This window comes from Amycolatopsis sp. NPDC059235 (genome assembly GCF_042754125.1).
Taxonomy (GTDB): domain Bacteria; phylum Actinomycetota; class Actinomycetes; order Mycobacteriales; family Pseudonocardiaceae; genus Amycolatopsis; species Amycolatopsis albidoflava.
Map to the genome: position 1 here is coordinate 74,301 of NZ_JBHZAG010000003.1, position 22,239 is coordinate 96,539.

Below are 22,239 nucleotides of genomic sequence, written 5' to 3' on the forward strand. Positions count from 1 at the left end.
GCCGGCTGCCGGACGAGAATCCCGCTGACGCCGCCCGCCGGTCGAACGGCCTCGGAAACCAGCGACCGCGACGCGGACCGAGCCCCAGCGCTCGTCACCTGGAGCGTCGGCAGCCGTATCAGTTTCGGCCGCCGACACCCGGATGCCGCCAAGCCCGAAACGCCCCGGCAGCCACCACTCGGATACTGCCAAGCACCTCACGCCCCGGCAGCCAAACCAGCCTCACCGGTCACCACCCGGCCGCCGCCAAGGCCACCGCGACCAGCCGTCACCCGGCAGAAGCCTCCCAAGCCTGCTCCAGCGCCTGCGCGAAAACCTCCACCGACTGCCCGCCGGAAACCCCGAATCGCCGTCCCAGCACGAAAAACGGCACCCCGCCCGCGCCCAGCTCCGAAGCCTCGCGCTCCTCGGCCCGGACCGCGTCCGCGTACCGCGACGGATCGGCCAGCACCGCTTCCGCCTCCGCGCGCGGCAATCCGGCCTCCTCGGCCACCTCCGCGAGCACGTCCGAGGTGAACACCGCCCGAGCCTCGGCGAAATTCGCGCGGAACAACGCGGACACCATCTCGTTCTCCAGCCCCTTCTCCCGCGCGAGGTGCAGCACACGGTGCGCGTCGAAGGTGTTGCCGATTTCCCGGTCCGTCCGGTAGCCGAGCCCTTCCGCTTCGGCGAGCCCGGCGACCCGCTGCTCCATCTCGGCCGCCTGCGGCCCGTACTTCGCGGTGAGCATGTCCAGCAGCGGCTCGGTCCCCGTCTTCCCGGGGTCCAGTTCGAACGACCGGTACGTCACGGTCACCTCGTCCCGGTGCTCGAACCCGGCCAGCGCCTTCTCGAACCGCGCCTTCCCGAGATAGCACCACGGGCACACGACATCGCTCCAGATTTCCACCTGCATGCCGCCAGCGTAGAACGCGCCGCCTACCCGCCGGCCTTCACCGGCACCCGCGCCCCGGTCCGTTCCGCGCCGATGCCCGCGGCCACCACGAACGCGATCCCGGCCACCGCGGCGGGATTCGGCACCTGGTGCAGCACGATCAGCCCGAGCACCAGCGCGATCGCCGGCTCCAGGCTCATCAGCGTCCCGAACGCCGACGCCGTCAACCGCCGCAGCGCCAGCATTTCCAGGCTGAACGGCACTACCGGCACGAGCACCGCGAGCCCGAGCCCGGCCAGCACCAACGGCAACGTCAGGTCGCCGACCACCGCCGGGGCGTGCACGAAGGTGGCGACCAGACCGGCCACCGGCATCGACACCGCCAGCCCGCGCAAGCCCGACACCTCGTCGCCGACTCGTTGGGTCAGCACGATGTAGGCGCCCCAGCAGACCGCCGCCGCGAGCGCGCAGCCGAGGCCGATCAGGTCAGTCCCGCCCTGCCACGGCTGGGTCAGCAGCACCACGCCGGCCGCCGCCAGCACCGGCCAGACCCGGTTTCCGCCGCGGCCGCGCACAATCGCGACGGTCAGCGGCCCGAGAAATTCCAGCGCGCTCGCCGTGCCGAGCGGCAGCCGGGTCGCGGCGACCATGAACAGGATCGTCATCCCGGCGGTTGCGAAGCCGAGCACCACACAGGTCAGCAACGCCGGGCGACGGAACGCCGACGGCCTCGGCCGCACGAGCACCAGGAGCAGCACGCCAGCCCAAGCGAGCCGCAGCCACGCGACGCCGGTCGGCCCGATCTGGTTGGCGAGGCTGACCGAAACCGCCAGCCCGAGCTGGACGGACAGCATGGCGCCGACGGCCAGCGCGACACCGACGCGAGGAGTGGAGGGAAGCACGCTGTCCAGGAGAACTCATCGGGACCGTTCGTGTCCACGTGCCAATCCTGGACGTACCGTCCGGAGATCCTGGACAATCGACGGATGGACACTCGCAGGCTGCAGTTCCTTCTCGAACTGTCGCGGCTCGGCTCGATGCGCGCGGTCGCGGACGTGCTCGAAACCACAACGTCGACCGTCTCGCAGCAGATCTCGGTGCTGGCCAAGGAAACCGGCGTCGCACTGCTCGAACCGGACGGCCGCCGCGTGCGCCTCACCCCCGCCGGCCGGCGGCTCGCCGAACACGCCGTGACGATCCTGGCCGCCGTCGAAGCCGCCCGCGTCGATCTCGATCCCGAGGCCGAGCCCGCCGGCACCGTGCGCGTCGCCGGGTTCGGGACCGGGGTACGGCACGCCGTGCTCCCGGTCGCGGACCTTCTCGCGCAACGGCATCCGCGGGTCCGCGTGGTGATCAGCGAGCACGAGCCCGCGGAAGCACTGGCGCAACTCCGGACCGACGACATCGACCTCGCCCTCACCTACGACTACGACCTCGCGCCCGCGACCCACGATCCGTCGCTCGCCGTCCGTCCGCTGTGGACAGCGCCGTGGGGCCTCGCCGTGCCGCGCCCGGAGGCGAACCGGGTGCGGGGCGCCGGCGCGTTAGCCGTGGTCTCGGCGTTCCGCGAGCACGACTGGATCGGCAACTCCCGCAACGGCGCGGACGAGACGGTGGTCGGGACACTGGCGTCCATGGCCGGGTTCTCGCCGCGGTTCACCCACCGCGCGGACAACCTCGACCTGGTGCAGGACCTGATCGCCGCGGGCGGCGGGGTCGGCCTGCTGCCCGAATCGTGGCCGACCCGGCCCGACGTCACCGTCCTGCCGCTGACCGGCCCCGACGTCCGGCTGCGGGCCTTCGCGTGCACCCGGCGCGGGCGGGACGCGTGGCCGCCGCTCGCCCTTGTCCTCGGTTTGCTGCGCGCCGACTAGCATGGCGGCCGAGGCGGTTCGAGCACGGAGGAGGCGACATGGCAGCGGAAAAGGCGATCCTGGCCGGCGGGTGTTTCTGGGGCATGGAGGAGCTGTTCCGCCACCAGCCCGGCGTGACCGCGACCCGCGTCGGCTACAGCGGCGGCGACGTCCCGAACGCCACCTACCGCAACCACGGCACCCACGCCGAAACCATCGAAGTCACCTACGACCCCGCCCAGACCGACTTCCGCGCCCTGCTGGAGTTCTTCTTCCAGGTCCACGACCCCAGCACCACAAACCGCCAAGGCAACGACATCGGCGCCAGCTACCGCTCCGCCATCTTCTACACCACCAACGAGCAAAAACAAATCGCCGAAGACACCATCGCCGACGTCGACGCCTCCGGCCTCTGGCCCGGCAAAGTCGTCACCGAAGTCACCCCCGCCGGCGACTTCTGGGAAGCCGAACCAGAACACCAGGACTACCTCCAGCGCTACCCCAACGGCTACACCTGCCACTTCCCGCGCCCCGGCTGGAAACTCCCGAAGCGCGCCTGACCCGGCTCAGCGCGCCATCGCCGCCTCCGCGTCGCGGAACGCCGCCGGGGACAACTGACGCCACACAAACGCGGTCCCCAGCAACTGCACCGCCGCCGCCATCACCCACACCCCGCGCAGACTCCAGTGCACCGCCACAAACCCACCGGCGAGCGCGCCCAGCGGCGTCAATCCCCAAGCCAGCGCCCGGTGGCTGGTCAGCACCCGCCCCAGCAGCTCCGACGGCGTGAACCGCTGGCGGCTGGACTGCGAGCACACGTTCCAGATCAACGTCGTCCCGGTCAGGAAGATGAGCACCGCACCGACGAGCACCGGCCACGGCGGCACGATCGCGATCAGCAGCTGGCTCAGCACCGCGCACGCCTGCGCGATCCGCATCGCAGTCGAGTAGCCGAACCGCCGGACAAACCCGTCGACGAAGAACGACGACGCCACCCACCCGACGGCCAGACAGGCCAGCAGCACGCCGTACCCGAACGGCGAGAGGCGAAGTTCCTTCGTCGCGTACAGGACGAGCATCGAGCTCCCCGCAGCCGCCGCGAACGAGCCCAGCGCGACCGTGATGGTGATCGACCGCAACAACGGCGTCCCGACCAGGTAGCGCAGCCCGGCCGTGACGTCCTTCAGCGGATGTGCGGGCGCGCGCACCGGCTTCGCGGACGGAATCCCGCGCGCGAGCAGCAATGCGGCGAGCGCGGCGACGGCCGCCAGCCACGCGGGCAGTCCCGCGCTGATCCCGATCAGCAACCCCGTCGCGGGCGGGACCACGAACTGGACCATGCCGCGGTCGATCACCTGCAACCGGGAATTGGCCATGGTGAGCTGATCCGGCGTAACGACCTCAGGGACCACCGAACCCGCCGCGCCGTCTCCGAACACCTGCGCCGTGGTGAGCACGAACGCCACCACCAGCAACGCGGGAAGGCTCAGCGAACCGGTTGAACCCAGCAGCGCCAAGGTAAGCGCGGCGACGATCTGCACCGCGTACGCGCAAGCCAGCACGGTCGTCCGCCGGACCCGGTCGATCACCACTCCGGCGAACAGCGAAAGCAGCAGCCACGGCGCTTGTCCGGCGACGTTCACCAACGACACCGCACGCGGGTCCGTCGTGATCGAGACGGCTAACAAGGGCAGCGACGCAAGCAAAAGCCCTTCACAGGTTGAACCGGACACCGCCACCGCTTGCAGGCGGACCCAAGCCGATCCGCTCCCACCCCACCCCGCCATGTCCGCAGTGTCCCCCGCGGCGCAACCGGTTTTCCGCAGCGCACCGCCGCGCACTCCCGCTCTCCGGACCTCCTCGCCGAACAAAACGCCACTGGCTATCACGCGGGCGCGGGCCACGCTTTCCCTTGCGCGTCAACCGGAATCCATCCTCCCGGCCGAATCGCGGGACAGCCGCTCACCTGCTGGGACGGGCTTCAGCGAACCGCTCCGAACGGTTGAGCTGAACACATCCGATCCGTCCCCGCTGGAGGAACTCCGTGCCCCGCCACACCCCGCCCCGACCCGGCCGTCCTGCCCGCGCGCGGTCCCGTTTCGCCTTCGCACTGGCTCTTCCGCTGCTGCTCGCCGCCTGCGGCACCGCGGGCGGGGCCAGCCCGCAGGACGCCGGTCCCCCGCGTCCGGGCGGCACGCTGCGGCTGGGCATCTCGTCCAATCCGGACTGCGTCGACCCGCAGCAGGTCAGCACGAACGCCTCGGTCAACGTCGGCCGCCAGCTGGTCGATTCGCTCACCGACCAGGACCCGAAAACCGGCGCGATCACGCCGTGGCTCGCCGACCGCTGGACAGTCAGCCCCGATTCGACGAGCTTCACCTTCCACCTCCGCTCCGGCGCGACCTTCTCCGACGGCTCCCCGGTGGACGCCGCCGCGGTGAAGACCAGCTTCGACGGCATCAAGGCGCTCGGCGCGAAGGCCCTGCTCGGGTCCAGCTACCTCGCCGCCTATCGCGGCGCGACGGTGGTCGACCCGGCGACCGTCCGGCTCGATTTCAGCCAGCCCAGCGCCCAGTTCCTGCAGGCCAGCTCCACGATGTCGCTCGGCGTGCTCGCGCCGGCCGCGTTCAAGCACACCGCCGAGCAGCGCTGCCAGGGCACCGGCCTGATCGGCTCCGGTCCGTTCGTGTTCACCAGCCTGAAGCCGAACCAGAACATCGTGCTCAGCAAGCGCACCGGCTACCACTGGGGTTCGCCGTTGTGGCGGCACCAGGGCGAGGCGTACGTCGACAAGATCGACTTCCGCGTGGTGCCCGAACCGGGCGTGCGGTCCGGCAGCCTGACGTCCGGGCAGCTCGACGCGATCACCGACGTGCAGCCGGTGGACGAACCGCAGTTCTCCGGCAACGGGTTCACCGAACCGGTGCGGCCGAACCCCGGCATCGTGTTCAACCTGCACGCGAACGTGACCCGCGGCGTCCTTGCCGATCAGAAGGTGCGCCAGGCGGTCTCGAAGGGCGTGAACCGGCCCGAGGTCACCAGCACCGTGCTCACCCCGAACTACAAGCCCGCCACGAGCATCCTCGGCTCCGCGACGCCGCTGTACACCGATCTGTCCAAGGAACTCGCCTACGATCCGGCGGGCGCGCAGGCGCTGCTGCAGTCCGACGGCTGGGTCCCCGGCCCGGACGGCATCCGAACCAAGAACGGGCAGCGGCTGTCCGCGTCCGTGCTGTTCTCCGCGGTGTTCAACCAGAACCAGAGCGTGCTGGAGCTGCTCCAGCAGCAGCTGCGCAAGATCGGTTTCGACCTGAAGATCGAGCTGCACACCAACGCCGAGGTCACCCGGTTGCAGCAGGCCGGCGACTACGACTTCCTCTGGTACAACGTCACCCGCGCCGACCCGGACATCCTCCGCCAGCAGTTCTCCACGAAGACGAACAACCGGAGCAAGCTGCCCGCGGACAACCCGCTCGACGCGTCGCTGACCGAGCAGTCCGCCACCGTCGATGCCGCGAAGCGCAAGCCCGCGGCCGAAAAAGCACAGCGGACCATTGTGGAGCAGGCCTACTCGATCCCGGTGTTCGAGCTGACCCAGGTGCTCGGCGTCGGCCCGAACGCGCATGACGTCGGCTTCGAGGCTTCCTCGCGGCTGCAGTTGTTCGACGCCTGGGTTTCGGCCTCGTGAAAGGGTTTCCGCTGCTTCGCCGGATCCTGCAAGCCGTAGTGGTGCTGTGGGCGGCGTTCACGCTGTCGTTCGTCATCCTGTACCTGCTGCCCGGCGACGCGGTGCTGACCAAACTCGGCTCAGCCGAGGGCGGTCCCAGCGCCTCGCCGGAGCAGATCGCCGCCCTCCGCGCCGAGTACGGGCTCAACGACCCGGTCATCGTGCAGTACGGCAAGCACCTCCTCGCCGCGCTGCACGGCGACTTCGGCACCTCCGTGGCCACCGGCGACGACGCGACGCACCAGGTCCTCACCGCGTTGCCGCCGACGCTCGCCGTCTCCGGACTGGCTTTGGTGCTCGCGATCGTCTTCGGCGGCGGGATCGCCGTGCTCGGCACGTTCACCCGGACCCGCTGGGTGAGCCAGCTGCTGCTTTCCCTGCCGCCGCTGGGTACTTCGCTGCCGACGTTCTGGGTCGGGCTGCTGCTGATCCAGCTGTTCTCGTTCCAGCTGCGGCTGTTCCCCGCGCTCGGGTCGACCGGTTTCGCGTCGCTGGTCCTTCCGGCGGTCACCCTTGCGCTGCCGACCGGCGCCATCATCGCGCAGGTGCTGGCGAAGAGCCTGCAGACTCAGCTCGCCGAGCCGTACATCGAGGTGGTGCGGGCGAAGGGGGCGAGCCGTCGTCGAGTCCACTTCGGACACGCGCTGCGCAACGCCGGGCTGCCCGCGCTCACGCTGGTGGGCGTGGTCGCGGGCAACCTGCTGGCCGGTTCCGTGGTGACCGAAACCGTCTTCTCGCGCGACGGTCTCGGCCGGGTGACCGCGGCGGCGGTGACCGCGCAGGACGTGCCGGTGGTCCAGGCGGTGATCGTGCTCGCCGCGTTCTTCTTCGTGGTGCTCAACCTGGCCGTCGACCTCGTGTACCCGCTGCTCGACCCGCGGGTGTCCGTGCGCAAGGAGGTGCCCGCGCATGTCTGAAGCTGTGCTGCCCCAACGGTTCCTCCTCCGCCGGCCAGGCCTGCTCCTCTCCGGCCTCATCCTCGCCGCGGTCCTGGCCGCCGCCTTCGCGCCCACCCTGTTCACCGGCCAGGACCCCATCACCGGCGTCCCGTCCGAACGCCTCCAAGGCCCCTCGCTCGCGCACCTGTTCGGCACCGACGAGACCGGCCGTGACGTCTTCGCCCGCGTCGTGCACGGAGCCGGTTTGTCCCTGCGCGCGACAGTTCTCGCGGTGCTCGTCGCCTTTGTCGCCGGGTCCGCGTTGGGGCTGCTCGCCGGGTTCCGCGGCGGCTGGCTCGACTCGGTGGTGATGCGGATCGTCGACGTCCTCCAGGCAGTCCCGCCGATCCTGCTGTCGCTCGCGCTCGTGACCGCGCTCGGCTTCGGTACCACGAACGTCGCGATCGCCGTCGGGGTCGCGCATCTGGCCTCGTTCGCACGGCTGATGCGCGCGGAGGTGCTGCGAGTGCGCTCCGGCGTGTTCGTCGAGGCGGCCCGGGCGTCCGGCGTTCGCTGGGCCGGGGTGCTCGGGCGGCACGTGCTGCCCAACGCGTTGGGACCGGTGCTGGTGCTGGCCACGGTGACGGTCGGGATCGCGGTGCTCGAAGTGTCCGCGCTCAGTTTCCTCGGGTTCGGCGCGAGCCCGCCGACGCCGGAGTGGGGCGCGCTCGTGGCGGGCGGACGGAATTTCCTGGCCACCGCTTGGTGGATGACCACGTTCCCGGGCTTGACCGTCGCGGCCGTCGTGCTGGCCGCGAACCGCGTGTCCCGGGCTCTCGACGGCGAACGGAGCTGACAAAGTGCTGGAGATCAGCGAACTGGCGGTCTCGTACCGCACCTCGGGCGGCGTGGTGCCCGCCGTGCGCGACGTGAGCCTGCGGGTCGGCGCGGGCGAGATCGTCGCGGTGGTCGGCGAATCCGGCTCCGGGAAGAGCACCACCGCCCACGCCGCGATCGGGCTGCTGCCGCGCGGCGGGCTGGTCCGCCGGGGACGGATCGCCTTCGAGGGACGCGACCTGACCACACTGTCCGAAAAGGACTGGCGGAAGGTGCGCGGCACCGGGATCGCCCTCGTGCCGCAGGATCCGACGGTGTCGCTCAACCCGGTCCGGCGGATCGGCGAGCAGGTGGCCGAGGTGCTGCTGATCCACCGCCTGGCCGCCCGCGGCGATGCCGCCGCCCTCGCGGTGGAACTGCTGCGAAGGGCCGGCGTCGACCGGCCGGAGCTGCGCGCACGGCAGTATCCGCACGAGCTGTCCGGCGGTCTCCGGCAACGGGTGCTGATCGCCGTCGCACTCGCGGGCAAACCGCGGCTGATCATCGCCGACGAGCCGACCAGCGCGCTCGATGTGACCGTGCAGAAGGAAATCCTCGACCATCTGGCGGAGCTGGCCGCTGACGACGGCACCGCGATCCTGCTCATCACGCACGACCTGGGCGTCGCCGCCGACCGAGCCGCGCGGATCGCCGTCATGTCCGAAGGACGGCTGGTCGAGGAAGGACCGGCCCGCGAACTCCTCGCCGCTCCGACGCAGGACTACACGCAACGGCTCCTCGCCGCCGCACCGAGTCTCAGCCGCGAACCACTCCGGCCTCGCCGCGCGGAGGGTCCGGAGGTCCTGCTGTCCGTCGACTCGGTCTCGAAGACCTTCGCTTCGTCCCGGGCCGGGTCGGTGCAAGCCGTGGACGACGTGTCGTTCCAGCTCACCCGCGGCCGAACGCTGGCGCTGGTCGGCGAATCCGGCTCCGGCAAGACGACCACCGCCCGGATGGTGGTCGGCCTCGAAACCCCGACCGCGGGCACGGTCAGCTTCGACGGCCAGGACGTCACCCGGCTCCCGGCCGCCGAACTGCGCCGGCTCCGCCGCCGGTTCCAGCTCGTCTACCAGAACCCGTACGCCTCGCTGAACCCGCGCTTCTCCATCGCCGACGTGATCGGCGAACCGCTGCGCGCGTTCCGCGTCGGCGGCCGGGCCGCACGCGTCGCCGAGCTGGCGGACCAGGTCGCGCTGCCGTCGTCCGTGCTGCGCCGCAAGCCCGCCGAGCTGTCCGGCGGCCAGCGCCAGCGCGCGGCCATCGCCCGGGCATTGGCGCTCCGCCCGGATCTCGTGGTGCTCGACGAGCCAGTGTCCGCTTTGGACGTTTCCGTGCAGGCGCAGATCCTGAACCTGCTCGTGGAGCTGCAGGACGAACTCGGCCTGACGTACCTGTTCATCACCCACGACCTGGCCGTGGTGCGGGAGATCGCGGACCAGGTCGGGGTGATGCGCGAGGGCAAGCTGCTCGAACTCGGCCCGGCCGACGACGTCCTGCTGCGGCCGCGCGAGCAGTACACCCGCGACCTGCTGGCCGCGATCCCCGGCGGCGAGCAGGTGCGCGCGTGACGCTAGTTGGCGAGCACCAGCCGTCCGACGGCCTCGCCCGCGTCCATCCGCCGGTGCGCCTCGCGCGCCTGCGCCATCGGCAGGACGGTGACCGGCAGCCGGATCCGGCCGTCGGTGTAGAGCGGGAGCACGGCGTCCGCGGCGGGACGGGCGGGCGCGGGGCCGGCGGCCAGGAAACCGCCCACGTTGAAGCCGATCACGCCGATGTTCTTGCCCCACACGGCGTTCGAGTCCACCAGCGGCGCGGTCTCGCTGCCCGCGCTGCCGACGACCAGCATCCGGCCCATCGGCGCGAGCAGGTCCAGCGACTCGATGCGCAGGTCTCCGCCCACCGGGTCGACGATGACCTCGAACCGCTCCTCGCCCAGGCCACTGAGCTCCCCGGACAGCAGGACGCGGTCGAAGCCGAGTTGCTTCGCCGCCTCGACCTGCTCGGGCCGCCGGACCGTGCCGACGACCTCGCGCGCGCCGAGCAGCCGCGCCACCTCGGGATACACCGAGGCGAGACCGCCGAGCGCACCGTGCACGAGCACGCGCGCGTCCTTCGGCAGCCGCACCGCCTCGGTGAGCGAAAGGTAGGCCGTCACGGTGTTCGCCAGTCCGGCGACCGCCTGCGCGCGCTCCACTCCGGTACCGGCCAGCGGCACGACGAGAGCGGCGGGCGCGAGCTTGACGTCGGCGTACCCGCCCATTCCGGGCAGCGTGAGCGTGACGACCTCGTCCCCGACCGAGAAGCCGCTGTCCGGACCGGCCGCGCGGATCGTGCCCGCGACCTCGAGCCCGGGCACGAGCGGCGGCTTCGGCGCGTAGTCGTACTCGGCGAGCGTGCCGCGGCGGATCAGCGCGTCGATCAGCCCGACGGACGCGTGCGAGACCGCGATGGTCACCTCGCCCGGTCCCGGAACGGGCTCGGGCACCTCGATTTCCTCGAGGACCTCGGGACCGCCGTAGCGAGTGATGGACAAAGCGCGCATCGTGCGTACTCCCCAGTGTTCTGCGTTTGTTTCAGCGAGCCGGAACAACCTACGCCACGCGGCGGTTATTCCGGCTTAGTTCACCCGAGGAAGGACGCGCCGTGCCGACCGAAACGCAATCGCTGCGCAAACTGGGTTTCCTGACGATCGGCTTGTTCGACGGCGACGACCCGCGGCCAGGGCACGAGTCCACGCTGCGCGTGCTCGAACTCGGCGAGCAGCTCGGCTTCGACAGCGCCTGGGTGCGCCACCGGCACCTGCAGTACGGCATCTCGTCGCCGGTCGCGGTGCTCGCCGCGGCCACCCAGCGCACCAGCCGGATCGAGCTGGGCACCGCGGTGATCCCGCTCGGCTGGGAGAACCCGCTGCGGCTGGCCGAAGACCTGGCGACCGTCGACGTGCTGTCCGGCGGGCGGCTCAACCCCGGCGTCAGCGTCAGCCCGCCGAGGCACTACGAGGACGTGCGGAGCGCGCTGTACCCGGACACCGGCGACCAGGAAGACTTCGGCTACGACCGGGTGTCGCGGCTGTTGTCGCTGATCCGCGGCGAGCGGGCCTCGACGTTCAGCGGGGTCGAGGGCATCGAGACGTTCTCCGACCGGGTGCAGCCGCATTCGCCCGGGCTGGCCGGCCGCCTCTGGTACGGCGGCGCGAGCACCCGCTCGGCGATCTGGACCGGACAAGCCGGGATGAACTACCTGACCAGCAGCGTCGTCCGCGCCGAGGAGGGCTCGACGGACTTCGAGAAGATCCAGCTCTCGCACGTCCAGGCGTTCCGGGCGCATCATCCGGACGGCGCGCGGGCACGGGTTTCGCAAGGTCTGGTGGTGATTCCGACCGACAGCGCCACGGCCGAGCAGCGCGCGAAGTACGAGGATTATGCGGCAAAACGCCTGCCGCGCACGAAAACCCCGCAAGGTCCGGGCGGTTTGCTGTTCTCGCGCGACTACGTCGGGACTTCTGCCGAAATCGCGTCGCAGCTGTACCAGCACGCCGCATTCCGCGAGATCGACGAGGTCGCCTTCGCGCTCCCGTTCACCTTCGAGCACGAGGACTACGTGCAGATCCTCACCGACCTGGCCACCCGGCTGGGCCCGGAGCTGGGCTGGAAACCGGCGTCCTGACGGCGGCGAGTGCTAGCGTGGCAGGGTGCCGGATTTCACGTCCACAGTGGACATTGCCCGTCCCGCCGGGGACCAGCGCGACGCACTGCAGTGGGCCCGCGCGGTCTGGGAAGAAGCTCCGCCGCCGATGCGGACGTTCCTGCGCACCGGATGGCTCGGCCTCGGCCTGACCACCCGCCTGGCTCCGGACCGCGTGCTGGGCTGGACGATCGCTTCGGCCGCGCCGGACCGGGTCGTGCTCGAAGCGCCGTCGCCGCTGATGACGACGCGCAACATCGTGCACCTCGACGCGGACCGGGTGTACTGGACCACCGAAGTCACCTACGACCGGTTCCCGGCCCGCCAGCTGTGGGCCTTGGCGGTGCCGATCCACGAACTCGTCATCCCGGCCCGCTTGCGGCACGCCGCCGGTGCCTCGCGGCCAGGCGATCTGCAGCACCAGCTCGTCACGACCTTCCAGCGACGGCTCGGCAATCCGGTGCTGTCGCGGCTCCCCGGCCAGACGCTGCTCGAAACGACCGGCCGCACCTCGGGTCTCCCCCGCCAGACCCCGATCGGCGGGCGGCGGACCGGCCAGGAGTTCTGGCTGGTGTCCGAATTCGGCGAGCGGTCGCAGTACGTGCGCAACATCCAGGCCGACCCGAACGTCCGGCTGCGCCTGCACGGCCGCTGGCTGCGCGGGGTCGCGCACCTGCTCCCGGAGGACGACGCCCGGGCGCGGCTGAAATCGTTGCCGCGCTTGAACAGCACGGCGGTCCAGGCGTTCGGCACCGACCTGCTGACGATCCGGATCGACCTCGGCTAGCCGTCGGACAACACAGCCTCGATGGTGCGCCGCGAATTGGCCGCCAGCACCGGATTCGTCTCGCGGTAATACGGCAGCTGGATCAGCGCGATCGACAACGCCCAGCCCCGGCCGCGCTCCCACGTCGCGTCGTCCACCTCCACCGCCTCCCGGAACACCTCCCGCTCAGCCGCCGCGAACGTGTTCCACGCCGGGATCACATCCACCGCCGGATCTCCGACGCCCACCCCCGCGAAGTCCAGCACCGCGGTCAGCCCGCCGTCTCCGACCAGCACGTTCCCAGGCGACAGATCCGCGTGCAGCCACACCGGTCCTCCGGTCCACTCCGGTGCCGCGAGCGCCTTCTCCCAGGCCGCGACATACGCCGGATCGCCACCGAGCTGCGCGATCGCCTCCCGGGTCGGCGCGTCGCGAGTGCCCAGCGGACGGCCCCGGCTGACCTCCGGCACACCGGAAATGTCCAGGCCGCGCAAGGCTTTCACGAACGCCCCCAAATCCCGCGCGACCTGGGCATCGCCGAAATCCGGATTGACGCCGGGCAGCCAGCGCAGCACCGACCAGTCCCATTCGAAATCCTCGCCCGGCCGTCCTTCGCCGAGCACTTCCGGCACCGCGACCGGCAGCCGCGGCGCGAGCCACCGCAGCCAGCGCTGCTCGTGGCCGATCTCGGCGGCTCCGCGTTCCAGTCGCGGCAGCCGGACCACCAGCTCGTCGCCGAGCCGGAACATCGCGTTTTCCGTCCCCGACGAGGCGACCCGCGAGACCGCCAGCCCGGCCCACCGCGGAAACTGGGCCGCGACGAGGCGACGAACGAGGTCGTCGTCGATTTCCGCTTCGTCCTTGTGCATCCGATTCATCGGCATCGAGCAAACCGCGTCCGCGCGACAGCGGGCAACCGGTTTATTCCCGTTCCCGCCGACTGTCCCAGACCCTGGTTACCGTCGCCGCCGTCCCGGATCCCGAGCCACACTGCAGGCATCCACGGGGAAAGGACGCAGCATGACAGGGCTCACCGGACCACGGCTCGCCGTCGCGCTGGAAGGCGCCGGCTGGCATCCGGCCGCGTGGCGCGAACCGGACGCCCGCCCGGCCGACCTGCTCACCGCCGGATACTGGACCGGGCTGGTCCAGGAAGCCGAAGCCGCGCACCTCGACTTCGTCACCTTCGAAGACTTCCTCTCCCTGCGCGACCCCGCCGAACCGGAGGCTCGCGCCGACCGGGCGCAAACCCGGCTGGACGCCGTCCTGCTCGCCTCGCGGATCGCGCCGCTGACGTCGAACATCGGCCTGATCCCGACCGCGGTGGTCACCCACACGGAGCCGTTTCACCTGTCGAAGGCGATCGCGACACTCGACTACGTGAGCACCGGCCGCGCCGGGGTCCGCGTGCAGGTTTCCGGGCGTCCGGAGGAGTTCCAGCACTTCGGCCGCCGCACGCCGCCCGAGCTCGCGGACCTGTTCGAGGAAGCCGCCGATTACGTCGAAGTGCTGCGCCGACTGTGGGACAGCTGGGAGGACGGCGCCGAGATCCGCGACGTCGCCACCGGCCGGTTCATCGACCGGGACAAACTGCACTACATCGACTTCGAGGGCCGCTGGTTCTCCGTCAAAGGCCCGTCCATCACGCCGCGTCCGCCGCAGGGTCAGCCGATCGTCGCCGCACTCGCGCACGGTCCCGACGCCTACCGCCTCGCCGCCCGCCAGGCCGACGTCGTGTACGTGACCCCGAACGACCGCGCGCACGCCGCGTCGATCATCGACGAAATCGGTGCCCCGGTTCAGGTTTTCGCCGACCTCGTGGTCTTCCTCGACGAAACTTCGCAGGCCGCCGCCGACCGCAAGGCCCGGCTGGACGACCGCGCCGAGTTCACCTCCGACGCGCACGTCTTCACCGGCACCCCGGCGCAGCTCGCCGACCTCCTGCTCGACTGGCACGCCGCCGGGCTGACCGGCTTCCGGCTCCGCCCCGGCGCCCTGCCGCACGACCTCGCCGCCATCACCCGCGCGCTGGTCCCCGAACTGCGCGACCGGGGCGCGTTCCGCTCCGGATACGAGGCCTCGACCCTGCGCGGGCTGCTGGGCCTGCCGCGCCCGGCCAACCGCTACGCCGCCTGATTCCCGGGAGATTTTCCATGACTGCCAAGCAAATCCACCTCGCCGCGCACTTCCCCGGGGTCAACAACACCACCGTGTGGAGCGACCCCGAAGCGGGCAGCCACATCGAGTTCAGCTCGTTCGTCAAGCTGGCCCAGACCGCCGAACGCGCGAAGTTCGACTTCTTCTTCCTCGCCGAAGGCCTGCGCCTGCGGGAACAGGGCGGCGAAATCTACGACCTCGACGTCGTCGGCCGCCCCGACACCTTCACCGTCCTGTCCGCGCTTGCCGCCGTCACCGACCGCCTTGGCCTGGCCGGGACCATCAACTCCACCTTCAACGAACCGTTCGAGGTGGCCCGCCAATTCGCCTCCCTGGACCACCTTTCCGCCGGCCGGGCCGCGTGGAACGTCGTCACGTCCTGGGACGCCTTCACCGGCGAAAACTTCCGCCGCGGCGGCTTCCTGCCGCAAGACCAGCGCTACTCCCGCGCCGAAACCTTCCTGCGCACGGCGTGGGAACTCTTCGACTCCTGGCGTGGCGACGAACTCCTGGCGGACAAGGAATCCGGCCGCTTCCTGGCCGGCGGCGGCGACTTCGCCCACCACGACGCCCACTTCGACATCTCCGGCCGCTTTCCGGTCCCGCGGAGCCCGCAAGGCCGCCCAGTCACCATTCAGGCCGGAGACTCCGAAGAAGGCCGCGAATTCGCCGCCGCGACCGCCGACGCCATCTTCACCCGCCACGGCACTCTCGAAGCGGGCCAAGCGTTCTATCAGGACGTCAAGGGCCGCCTGGCGAAATACGGCCGCGCGCCGCACGAGCTGGTCATCCTGCCCGCCGCCACCTTCGTGCTGGGCGACACCGACGCCGAAGCGCACGAACTCGCCCACGAGGTGCGGTTGCAGCAGGTCAGCGAGCAAACCGCGATCAAGTTCCTCGAACAGCTCTGGAACACCGACCTCAGCGACCACGACCCGAACGGCCCGCTCCCGTCCTTCGACCCGACAGTCGGCGACCTGATCTCGAAGGGCCGCGCGAGCGTCCGCATGCACCGCGACCCGATCGCGACCGCTCATGAGTGGCGTCAACTGGCGGAGGCGAAGCACCTGTCGAGCCGGGAACTGATCATCGAGGTCACCGGAAGGCAGAACTTCATCGGCTCCGCCGAGACTGTCGCGTCGACGATGAACGAACTCGTGCAGGCCGACGCGTCAGACGGGTTCATCCTGGTCCCGCACGTCACGCCGGGCGGGCTGGACCGGTTCGCCGACGAGGTGGTGCCGCGGCTGCAGGAGCGCGGGGTGTTTCGGGAGGACTACAGCGGGCCTACGCTGCGGGACCACCTCGGCCTGAATTAGCCCAAGAAGCGCTTTGCGTTCCCTCGCAACAACAACTCCCGCGAGGCCTCGTCGAGAAACTCCGCCTGTCGAACCACCCCGCCAGCCGGGCGCTCCCCCAGCGGATACGGGTAATCACTCCCCACCATCACCTGCCCCGCCCCCAGCGTATCCACCAGATTCCGCAGCGCCGCCTCGGTGAACACCACCGAATCGACACTGAACCGCCCCACATACGCCGACGGCGGCAACTCCGACGTAGCAATAATGTCCGCCCGCTGATGCCAAGCGTTCTCCAACCGCCCCAACCAGAACGCGAACGACCCGCCGCCATGCGCGAAGCAGATCCGCAAGCTCGACGGCACCCGATCGAACACCCCGCCGAGGATCATCGCGATGACCGACAGGTGCGTCTCCGCGGGCATCCCGGTCAGCCACCGCGCCATCCACCGGTCGAGGCGCGGCGCGAGCGGCATGTCCCACGGGTGCACGAACACCGGCACGCCGAGCGACGCCGCGTGCTGCAGGAAAGTCACCACGCCCGCGTCGTCGAGGTCGCGGTCGCCGACGTGGTTGCCGATCTCCACGCCCCGGTGCCCGGCCGCGACCGCGCGGTCCAGTTCGCGGCACGCGGCGTCGGTGTCCTGCAACGGAACCTGGCAGAACGGGATCAGCCGCTCCGGCGCGGGAGCGCAGATCTCGAGCGCGAGGTCGTTGAAGACCCGCGCGATCTTCTCGCCTTGTCCGGGACTGGTTTCGTAGCCGAAGAACACCGGCGTCGGCGAGACGACCTGCGCCTCGATGCCGTCGGCGTCCATGTCGCGCAGCCGGACGGAGGCGTCCCAGCAGTCGGACCGGATCCGGCGGAACTCCTCCGACCCGACCATGATCATGGCCTCGCGCTCGGTTTCCGCGCGCAGCCACGGCATTCCCTCGCCGAGGTCGGGCCAGCCGTGCGGGACGAAATGGCTGTGGACGTCGATCGCGCGCACGCTCAGCCCTTCCCCGGGTGCAGCGTCCCGCACGCCCCGCAGGTCCGGGCTTCCTCGGACGCGTAGAACTGCTCGAACACCGGCGGCAGGTCGTCGACGATGTCGCGCACCTGCAGCTCGACCTCGTGCACCTTCGCGTCGCACTCAAGGCAGAACCACACGAACTTCTCGAGCGTCCCTTCCTCCCGGATCCGCTCGATCACGATCCCGATCGACCCCTCCTGCGGACGCTGCGGCGAATGGTGCACGTTGCGCGGCAGCATCCACATCTCGCCCTCGCGGATGTCGACCCGCCGCGGGCCGTCCTCGGTCATCAGGTTGACGTGCATGTCGCCCTGGTACTGGTAGAACCATTCCTCGTACGGGTCGAGGTGGAAGTCGGTCCGCTGGTTCGGCCCGCCGACGACCTGCACGATGAAATCGCCCATCGGGGCCCACATCTGCTTGTTGTTGACCGGCGGCTTCAGCTCGTCCTCGTGCTCTTTGATCCACTTCGCGAAATCGAACACGGGCGGGATGGCGGTCATCGTTCCTCCTTGCCGGGGATCCGGGCGATCGCCTGGATCTCGATGAGCAGATGCGGATGCGGCAGCTGATGCACCGCGACGGTCGTGCGGGCCGGACCGGTCTCGTCGAAGAACTCGCCGTAGACCTCGTTGTAGCCGCCGAAATCGTTCATGTTGACCAAAAACACGGTCACCTGCGCGAGGTCTTCGAGCCCCGCGCCGGCCGCGGCCAGGATGTCGCGGATGTTCTCGAGCACCGCACGCGTCTGCGCCCGGATGTCCAAAGTGGTCACACCGAATTCGTCGGCCTCCGCGCCGGCGAAGGTGTTGTCCGGCCGCCTGCTGCTGGTGCCGGAGACGAACACGAGGTCCCCGACCACCTTGACGTGCGGGAACCGGCCGCGCGGCGTCGCTTTCCCTGCGACGACATGGGCTTGCGCCACGTTCATCCCTCCTTAGTCCGCACCGAAACCGAACCGAGCCCGGCCACCCGCGCCTCGACGTGCGTTCCCGCTTTCAGCGCCACGGCCGCGGTCGCCGCACCCGCCAGAAGGACCGACTCGCTGAGCAGACGGTGCCCGTATGCGGCGGCCATCCGTTGTGCGGCGGGAAGCGCGCGCAGCGGGTCGCCGAGGATGTCGGCGGTCGATCCGGACGCGACGATCTCGCCGTCGAAGAGCAGTTCAACGGCCAGCGCGTCCACCTGGTCGATCTTGGACCATGGCCCGACTACGAACGCTGAGGCCGAGGTGTTGTCGGCGACGACGTCGGCCAGGCTGAACCGGAAGTCGCGGTAGCGGCTGTCGATGATCTCCAGCGCGGGCGCGACAGCAACCAGCTCGCCGTCCGGTCCGAGCCGGAACGCGACCTCGGGTTCGACCCGCGGATGCACGCCCCGGCTGACGTCGAACGTCCCGCCGTCCTCGATCCGCATGCGGTCGGTCAGCGAGCCGATGATGACGTCGGAGACACCCATCTGCTCGGCCTTCGCCTTGCTCGTGAAGCCCAGTTTGACTCCCGCCAGCTTCTCCCCGCGCCGCTCGCGCAGTGCGATTCCCGCGTGCTGCACGGCGTACGCCGTCGCCAGGCTCATCGGTTCGCTGCTGGTGAGCTGCGGAATCGCCTGTCCGGTGGCAGTCGCCTGGTCAAGCAGAGCTGCCCGTTCCTCGATGGTCATAGCTGCACGCACACATTCGTCGGCTGGGTGTAGAAGTGCATCGAGTGCAGGCCGCCCTCCCGGCCGATGCCGGAAAGCCCGACACCGCCGAACGGCGAGCGCAGATCCCGCAGGTACCAGGTGTTGACCCAGGCCATCCCGACCCGCATCTGCTGCGCGACCCGGTGGCCTCGCTCCAGGTCGGTGGTCCAGACGGCGGCGGCGAGCCCGTAGTCGGTGTCGTTCGCCAGCCGGACGGCCTCGTCCTCGGTGTCGAACGGGATCAGCGCCGCGACCGGCCCGAAGACCTCCTCGCGCACGACCCGCGCGGAGTTGTCCAGGCCGGTCCACAGCGTCGGTTCGATCCACGACCCGCCCGCGAGACCCGGCCCGAGTTCCGGCACCGAGCCGCCGGTGAGCACCGTCGCCCCCTCGGCCACCGCGAGGTCCAAATAGGACTGGACTTTCTTCCGGTGCTGCTGGGAGATCAACGGCCCGGTCGTGGTGTCCGGAGCGTCCGGCCGCCCCAGCCGCAACGCCTTTGCCCGCTCGGCGAGCCCATTCGCGACCGCGTCGAAGACCGAGCGCTCGACGTAGACCCGCTCCGTGCACAGGCACACCTGCCCGGTGTTCAGGAAAACCGACCGGGCGAGGCCGTCGAGAGTCTTCTCGAGGTCGCAGTCCGCGAACACCACCGCCGCGTTCTTGCCGCCGAGCTCAAAAGAAACCGGCCTTACCGACGGAGCGACCGCCCGCATGATCGCCGAGCCAGTCCGGGATTCGCCGGTGAAGGTCACGCCGTCGATGCCGCGGTGCGTGGTGAGGTACTCCCCGGCGGAGTCCGGCCCGAAGCCGTGAACGACGTTATACACCCCGGCCGGCGCCCCCGCCTCCGCGATCACCTCGGCGAGCAGGGTCGCGGTCGACGGCGTCTCCTCCGACGGCTTGACCACCACCGCGTTCCCGCACGCCAGCGCGGGCGCGACCTTCCAGGTCAACAGCAACAGCGGCAGGTTCCACGGCACGATCACCGCGACCACGCCCAGCGGCTTGGGCACCGCGTAGTTCAGCGCCTTCCGGCCGTTCGGCAGCTCGGTCAGGAAGGAGTCGAGACCGGCCGCCGCGACGGTGTCGGCGAAAGACCGGAAGTTCGTCGCCGCCCGGGCGACGTCCAGCTCGCGAGCCAGGTGCTCCGGCTTTCCGGTGTCGCGGACCTCAGCGGCGACGAAATCCTCGAACCGCTCCTCAATCCGGTCCGCGATCCGGCGCAACAAGGCGGTCCGCTCAGCCACCGGCGCGCGTCCCCACGGCCCGTCCAGCGCGGCGCGCGCCGCGGCGACCGCGGCGTCGACCACGTCCGGCCCAGCCTCGTGGACGTGCGCGACGAGCGACCCGTCGACCGGATCGAGCTTCTCGAAGGTACGCCGCCCGGCGACCCGGGTCCCGCCGACGACGTTGTGGAGTTCCGCAGCCATGAAACAGACCGTAGGGACGCCAGGAATGCCTGGCCAATGCTCTTTGCCGCCGCTGCCATAGCCGTCCGGACATGCCTCGGCCATGCCTGCCGCGGCATAGCTTTCGCCGGAATGGGCATTGGCCAGGCATGACGACGGCGGCGAAGGATGGGGCCCGTGAGCCACGTCGACCAGGACTACAGCGCACAGGCCACGGTGACCGAGCCCGAGTTCGACGCCGTGATGGCCCGCTACCGCTCCGCCTCCGAATCCGCCACCGCCGGTCTGAACGGCGAGGTTGGCCTGGCGTTCGACCCGCTCAGCGACGAACGATTGGACGTCTGGGGCACCTCGCCAGGGCAGTCGCGCCCGGTCGTGATCGCCGTCCACGGCGGCTACTGGCGCATGCTGTCGCGCCACGACACCGCGTTCATGGCCAAGGTGCTGGCCGACGCCGGAATCGCCACCGTCGTGCCCGACTACACGCTCGCTCCCGCCGCCGCACTGGAAGAGATCGTGCGCCAGGTCCGCGCCGCGGTCGCCTGGGTGCACCATCACGGCGCCAAGCACGGCCTCGACCCCCGCCGCATCCACATCGTCGGCAGCTCAGCCGGAGGCCACCTCACGGCAATGACCGCGGTCGCCGGATGGCAGGTCGCCGCCGGGCTGCCCGAGGACGTCGTCAAAGGCGCGATGACGATCAGCGGTCTCTTCGATCTCCGCCCGCTCGTCGATTCCTTCGCCAACGCGTGGCTGACCCTCGACCCGGCCCGCGCGGAAGCCCTCAGCCCGATCTTGCTGCCGCCGGGCGCCGCGCCCCTGCACGTCGCGGTCGCCGAACACGAAGCCGCCGGATTCCATCGGCAGAGCAAGGCTTTCCACGCGCACTGGCCCGCCGCTTCTTCCTGGACCGCCGTGCCCGGCCGCAACCACTTCGACGTCTTCCTCGACCTCGCCGACCCCAGCTCCACGCTCAGCCGCACCCTCATCGAGCTTGTCCGCCCATGACGCTGGAGCCCGCCCCGGCCAGTACTGTCGCCGGAATGGAGATGCCCCGCCTGCTCGACGGCCGCCTCAAGCTCAGGCACCTCGTGCTGGTGGACACCCTCACCGAACAGGGCAGCGTCGTCGGCGCGGCGGCCGCCTTGCACGTCACGCAGCCGGTGGTCACGCGCGGGCTGCACGACCTCGAAGCCATCCTCGGCGTGCCGCTCTACGAACGCGGCCCGCGCGGCATCACGCCGACCGAGTTCGGCACCGCCTTCACCGAACACGCTCGCGCCGTCCTCGCCCAGCTCACGCACGCGGCGCGACACGTCGTCGAAATCGCCGACGCGACGCGAGGCCGGGTCGTCGCAGGCATCCACCTCGCCGGTTCGAACCTCCTGCTGCCACGCGCCATCGCGCACTTGAAGAACGACCACCCGCTGGTCACCGTCGTGGTCCGGGAGGGAACGCCCGAATCGCTGCTCGTGGAACTGACCGCAGGCCGCGTGGACGTGATCGTCGGCCGGCTCAGCGGCCCGGGCACCGAAGGCACCCGACGGCAAGCGCTGTACCAGGAGTCGATCCGCGTCGTCGCCGGCGCGCACCATCCGCTCGCCGCGCGCGAGAGCGTCTCGCTGGAGGATCTCGCCGACTTCCCGTGGATCGTGCCCGGCACCGAAACGATGCTGCGCCAGGAGCTGGAAAGCCTCTTCGCCCAGCACGGTCTCGACCTGCCCGCCAACCGCGTCGAAGCCACGTCGTTCCTCACGGTCCGGCAGCTGCTCACCGAAACCGCCATGGTCGCCGCGCTCCCCGGTCTGCTCGGCATAGACGACCCGCGCCTGGTCACCCTGCCGACGCCGCTGGAGAACATCGGCCACAGCGTCGGCCTCACGCTCGCTGCCGGACGCAGGCTGAACCCGGCCACCCAGGCGCTGATCACGTCCCTGCACACCGTCGCCGCGCAGATCGAAGACGCCTGACGACGTCTATCGCTTTCTTGACGACCGACGTCAAGCCGTGATACCTCA

The 22,239-nt window shown here is 70.5% G+C and carries 22 protein-coding genes; 12 read left to right on the top strand and 10 right to left on the bottom strand.

Features of this window, described 5'->3' with window-relative positions; genetic code table 11:
• Positions 1-268 precede the first annotated feature (268 nt).
• Both ACFXI3_RS02795 and ACFXI3_RS02800 read right to left on the bottom strand, forming a co-directional pair.
• Positions 269-895, bottom strand: a complete 627-nt coding sequence (locus ACFXI3_RS02795; protein WP_378397636.1) for a DsbA family oxidoreductase — start codon at positions 893-895, stop codon at positions 269-271.
• Positions 896-918: 23 nt separating this feature from the next.
• Positions 919-1,776, bottom strand: coding sequence for a DMT family transporter (locus ACFXI3_RS02800; protein WP_378397637.1), 858 nt, complete (start codon positions 1,774-1,776; stop codon positions 919-921).
• A gap of 84 nt (positions 1,777-1,860) precedes the next feature.
• Here ACFXI3_RS02800 and ACFXI3_RS02805 point away from each other — a divergent pair, with 84 nt between their 5' ends.
• On the top strand, positions 1,861-2,748 hold the full coding sequence (locus ACFXI3_RS02805; protein ID WP_344273886.1) for a LysR family transcriptional regulator: 888 nt from the start codon (positions 1,861-1,863) through the stop codon (positions 2,746-2,748).
• Positions 2,749-2,786: 38 nt separating this feature from the next.
• Positions 2,787-3,287 carry a peptide-methionine (S)-S-oxide reductase MsrA gene (msrA, locus tag ACFXI3_RS02810; RefSeq protein WP_378397638.1) on the top strand — a complete coding sequence of 167 codons (501 nt, stop codon included), beginning with the start codon at positions 2,787-2,789 and terminating at the stop codon, positions 3,285-3,287.
• A 6-nt stretch (positions 3,288-3,293) separates the two neighbouring features.
• Here msrA and ACFXI3_RS02815 read toward each other — a convergent pair whose 3' ends face one another.
• Positions 3,294-4,514: an MFS transporter gene (locus tag ACFXI3_RS02815; protein WP_378397639.1), complete on the bottom strand. Its 1,221-nt coding sequence runs from the start codon at positions 4,512-4,514 to the stop codon at positions 3,294-3,296.
• Between the two features lie 323 nt (positions 4,515-4,837).
• Here ACFXI3_RS02815 and ACFXI3_RS02820 point away from each other — a divergent pair, with 323 nt between their 5' ends.
• Genes ACFXI3_RS02820 through ACFXI3_RS02835 form a run of 4 tightly spaced genes read left to right on the top strand, consistent with a single transcriptional unit; the run spans position 4,838 to position 9,776 of the window.
• Complete coding sequence (locus ACFXI3_RS02820; protein ID WP_378397818.1) at positions 4,838-6,415, top strand: ABC transporter substrate-binding protein; 1,578 nt, start codon at positions 4,838-4,840, stop codon at positions 6,413-6,415.
• The gene (locus ACFXI3_RS02825; RefSeq protein ID WP_378397640.1) at positions 6,412-7,371 is read left to right on the top strand and encodes an ABC transporter permease; all 960 of its coding nucleotides are present in this window, start codon (positions 6,412-6,414) and stop codon (positions 7,369-7,371) included. Before ACFXI3_RS02820 ends, ACFXI3_RS02825 begins: the two co-directional genes overlap by 4 nt.
• Positions 7,364-8,188: an ABC transporter permease gene (locus tag ACFXI3_RS02830; RefSeq protein WP_378397641.1), complete on the top strand. Its 825-nt coding sequence runs from the start codon at positions 7,364-7,366 to the stop codon at positions 8,186-8,188. The genes ACFXI3_RS02825 and ACFXI3_RS02830 overlap by 8 nt, the downstream gene beginning before the upstream one ends.
• Positions 8,189-8,192: 4 nt before the next feature.
• Entirely contained in the window at positions 8,193-9,776 is a 1,584-nt protein-coding gene (locus ACFXI3_RS02835; RefSeq protein WP_378397642.1) for a dipeptide ABC transporter ATP-binding protein, read from the top strand.
• Positions 9,777-9,778: 2 nt separating this feature from the next.
• Here the strand turns inward: ACFXI3_RS02835 and ACFXI3_RS02840 are convergent, their stop codons facing one another.
• Positions 9,779-10,750 (bottom strand): zinc-binding alcohol dehydrogenase family protein, encoded by a 972-nt coding sequence (locus ACFXI3_RS02840; protein WP_378397643.1) that lies wholly within the window; start codon positions 10,748-10,750, stop codon positions 9,779-9,781.
• Positions 10,751-10,851: 101 nt separating this feature from the next.
• Here ACFXI3_RS02840 and ACFXI3_RS02845 point away from each other — a divergent pair, with 101 nt between their 5' ends.
• Both ACFXI3_RS02845 and ACFXI3_RS02850 read left to right on the top strand, forming a co-directional pair.
• Positions 10,852-11,874: an LLM class flavin-dependent oxidoreductase gene (locus ACFXI3_RS02845; protein ID WP_378397644.1), complete on the top strand. Its 1,023-nt coding sequence runs from the start codon at positions 10,852-10,854 to the stop codon at positions 11,872-11,874.
• A gap of 25 nt (positions 11,875-11,899) precedes the next feature.
• A complete protein-coding gene (locus ACFXI3_RS02850; protein WP_378397645.1) occupies positions 11,900-12,679 on the top strand; it encodes a nitroreductase/quinone reductase family protein in 780 nt (259 codons plus the stop codon).
• Here ACFXI3_RS02850 and ACFXI3_RS02855 read toward each other — a convergent pair.
• Complete coding sequence (locus ACFXI3_RS02855) at positions 12,676-13,536, bottom strand: aminoglycoside phosphotransferase family protein (RefSeq protein WP_378397646.1); 861 nt, start codon at positions 13,534-13,536, stop codon at positions 12,676-12,678. The genes ACFXI3_RS02850 and ACFXI3_RS02855 overlap by 4 nt on opposite strands.
• Positions 13,537-13,678: 142 nt before the next feature.
• Between ACFXI3_RS02855 and ACFXI3_RS02860 the strand changes: the two genes are divergently transcribed.
• Positions 13,679-14,794, top strand: a complete 1,116-nt coding sequence (locus ACFXI3_RS02860; protein WP_378397647.1) for an LLM class flavin-dependent oxidoreductase — start codon at positions 13,679-13,681, stop codon at positions 14,792-14,794.
• A gap of 17 nt (positions 14,795-14,811) precedes the next feature.
• Positions 14,812-16,134, top strand: coding sequence for an NtaA/DmoA family FMN-dependent monooxygenase (locus tag ACFXI3_RS02865; RefSeq protein WP_378397648.1), 1,323 nt, complete (start codon positions 14,812-14,814; stop codon positions 16,132-16,134).
• On the opposite strand, the gene ACFXI3_RS02870 is transcribed toward ACFXI3_RS02865, so the two are convergent.
• The 5 genes from ACFXI3_RS02870 to ACFXI3_RS02890 are packed head-to-tail and all read right to left on the bottom strand — an operon-like array spanning position 16,131 to position 20,242.
• Entirely contained in the window at positions 16,131-17,105 is a 975-nt protein-coding gene (locus ACFXI3_RS02870) for an amidohydrolase family protein (RefSeq protein WP_378397649.1), read from the bottom strand. The genes ACFXI3_RS02865 and ACFXI3_RS02870 overlap by 4 nt on opposite strands.
• 2 nt (positions 17,106-17,107) lie before the next feature.
• Positions 17,108-17,632, bottom strand: coding sequence for a 3-hydroxyanthranilate 3,4-dioxygenase (locus ACFXI3_RS02875; RefSeq protein WP_378397650.1), 525 nt, complete (start codon positions 17,630-17,632; stop codon positions 17,108-17,110).
• Positions 17,629-18,054, bottom strand: a complete 426-nt coding sequence (locus tag ACFXI3_RS02880; protein WP_378397651.1) for a RidA family protein — start codon at positions 18,052-18,054, stop codon at positions 17,629-17,631. The genes ACFXI3_RS02875 and ACFXI3_RS02880 overlap by 4 nt, the downstream gene beginning before the upstream one ends.
• A gap of 2 nt (positions 18,055-18,056) precedes the next feature.
• Positions 18,057-18,788, bottom strand: a complete 732-nt coding sequence (locus tag ACFXI3_RS02885) for a 2-keto-4-pentenoate hydratase (protein WP_378397652.1) — start codon at positions 18,786-18,788, stop codon at positions 18,057-18,059.
• On the bottom strand, positions 18,785-20,242 hold the full coding sequence (locus ACFXI3_RS02890; RefSeq protein ID WP_378397653.1) for a 2-hydroxymuconic semialdehyde dehydrogenase: 1,458 nt from the start codon (positions 20,240-20,242) through the stop codon (positions 18,785-18,787). The genes ACFXI3_RS02885 and ACFXI3_RS02890 overlap by 4 nt, the downstream gene beginning before the upstream one ends.
• Before the next feature lie 156 nt (positions 20,243-20,398).
• Between ACFXI3_RS02890 and ACFXI3_RS02895 the strand changes: the two genes are divergently transcribed.
• Together ACFXI3_RS02895 and ACFXI3_RS02900 are read left to right on the top strand one after the other, a co-directional pair.
• On the top strand, positions 20,399-21,229 hold the full coding sequence (locus tag ACFXI3_RS02895; protein WP_378397654.1) for an alpha/beta hydrolase: 831 nt from the start codon (positions 20,399-20,401) through the stop codon (positions 21,227-21,229).
• A 35-nt stretch (positions 21,230-21,264) separates the two neighbouring features.
• Entirely contained in the window at positions 21,265-22,191 is a 927-nt protein-coding gene (locus tag ACFXI3_RS02900; RefSeq protein ID WP_378397655.1) for a LysR substrate-binding domain-containing protein, read from the top strand.
• The last annotated feature ends 48 nt before the right edge of the window (positions 22,192-22,239 follow it).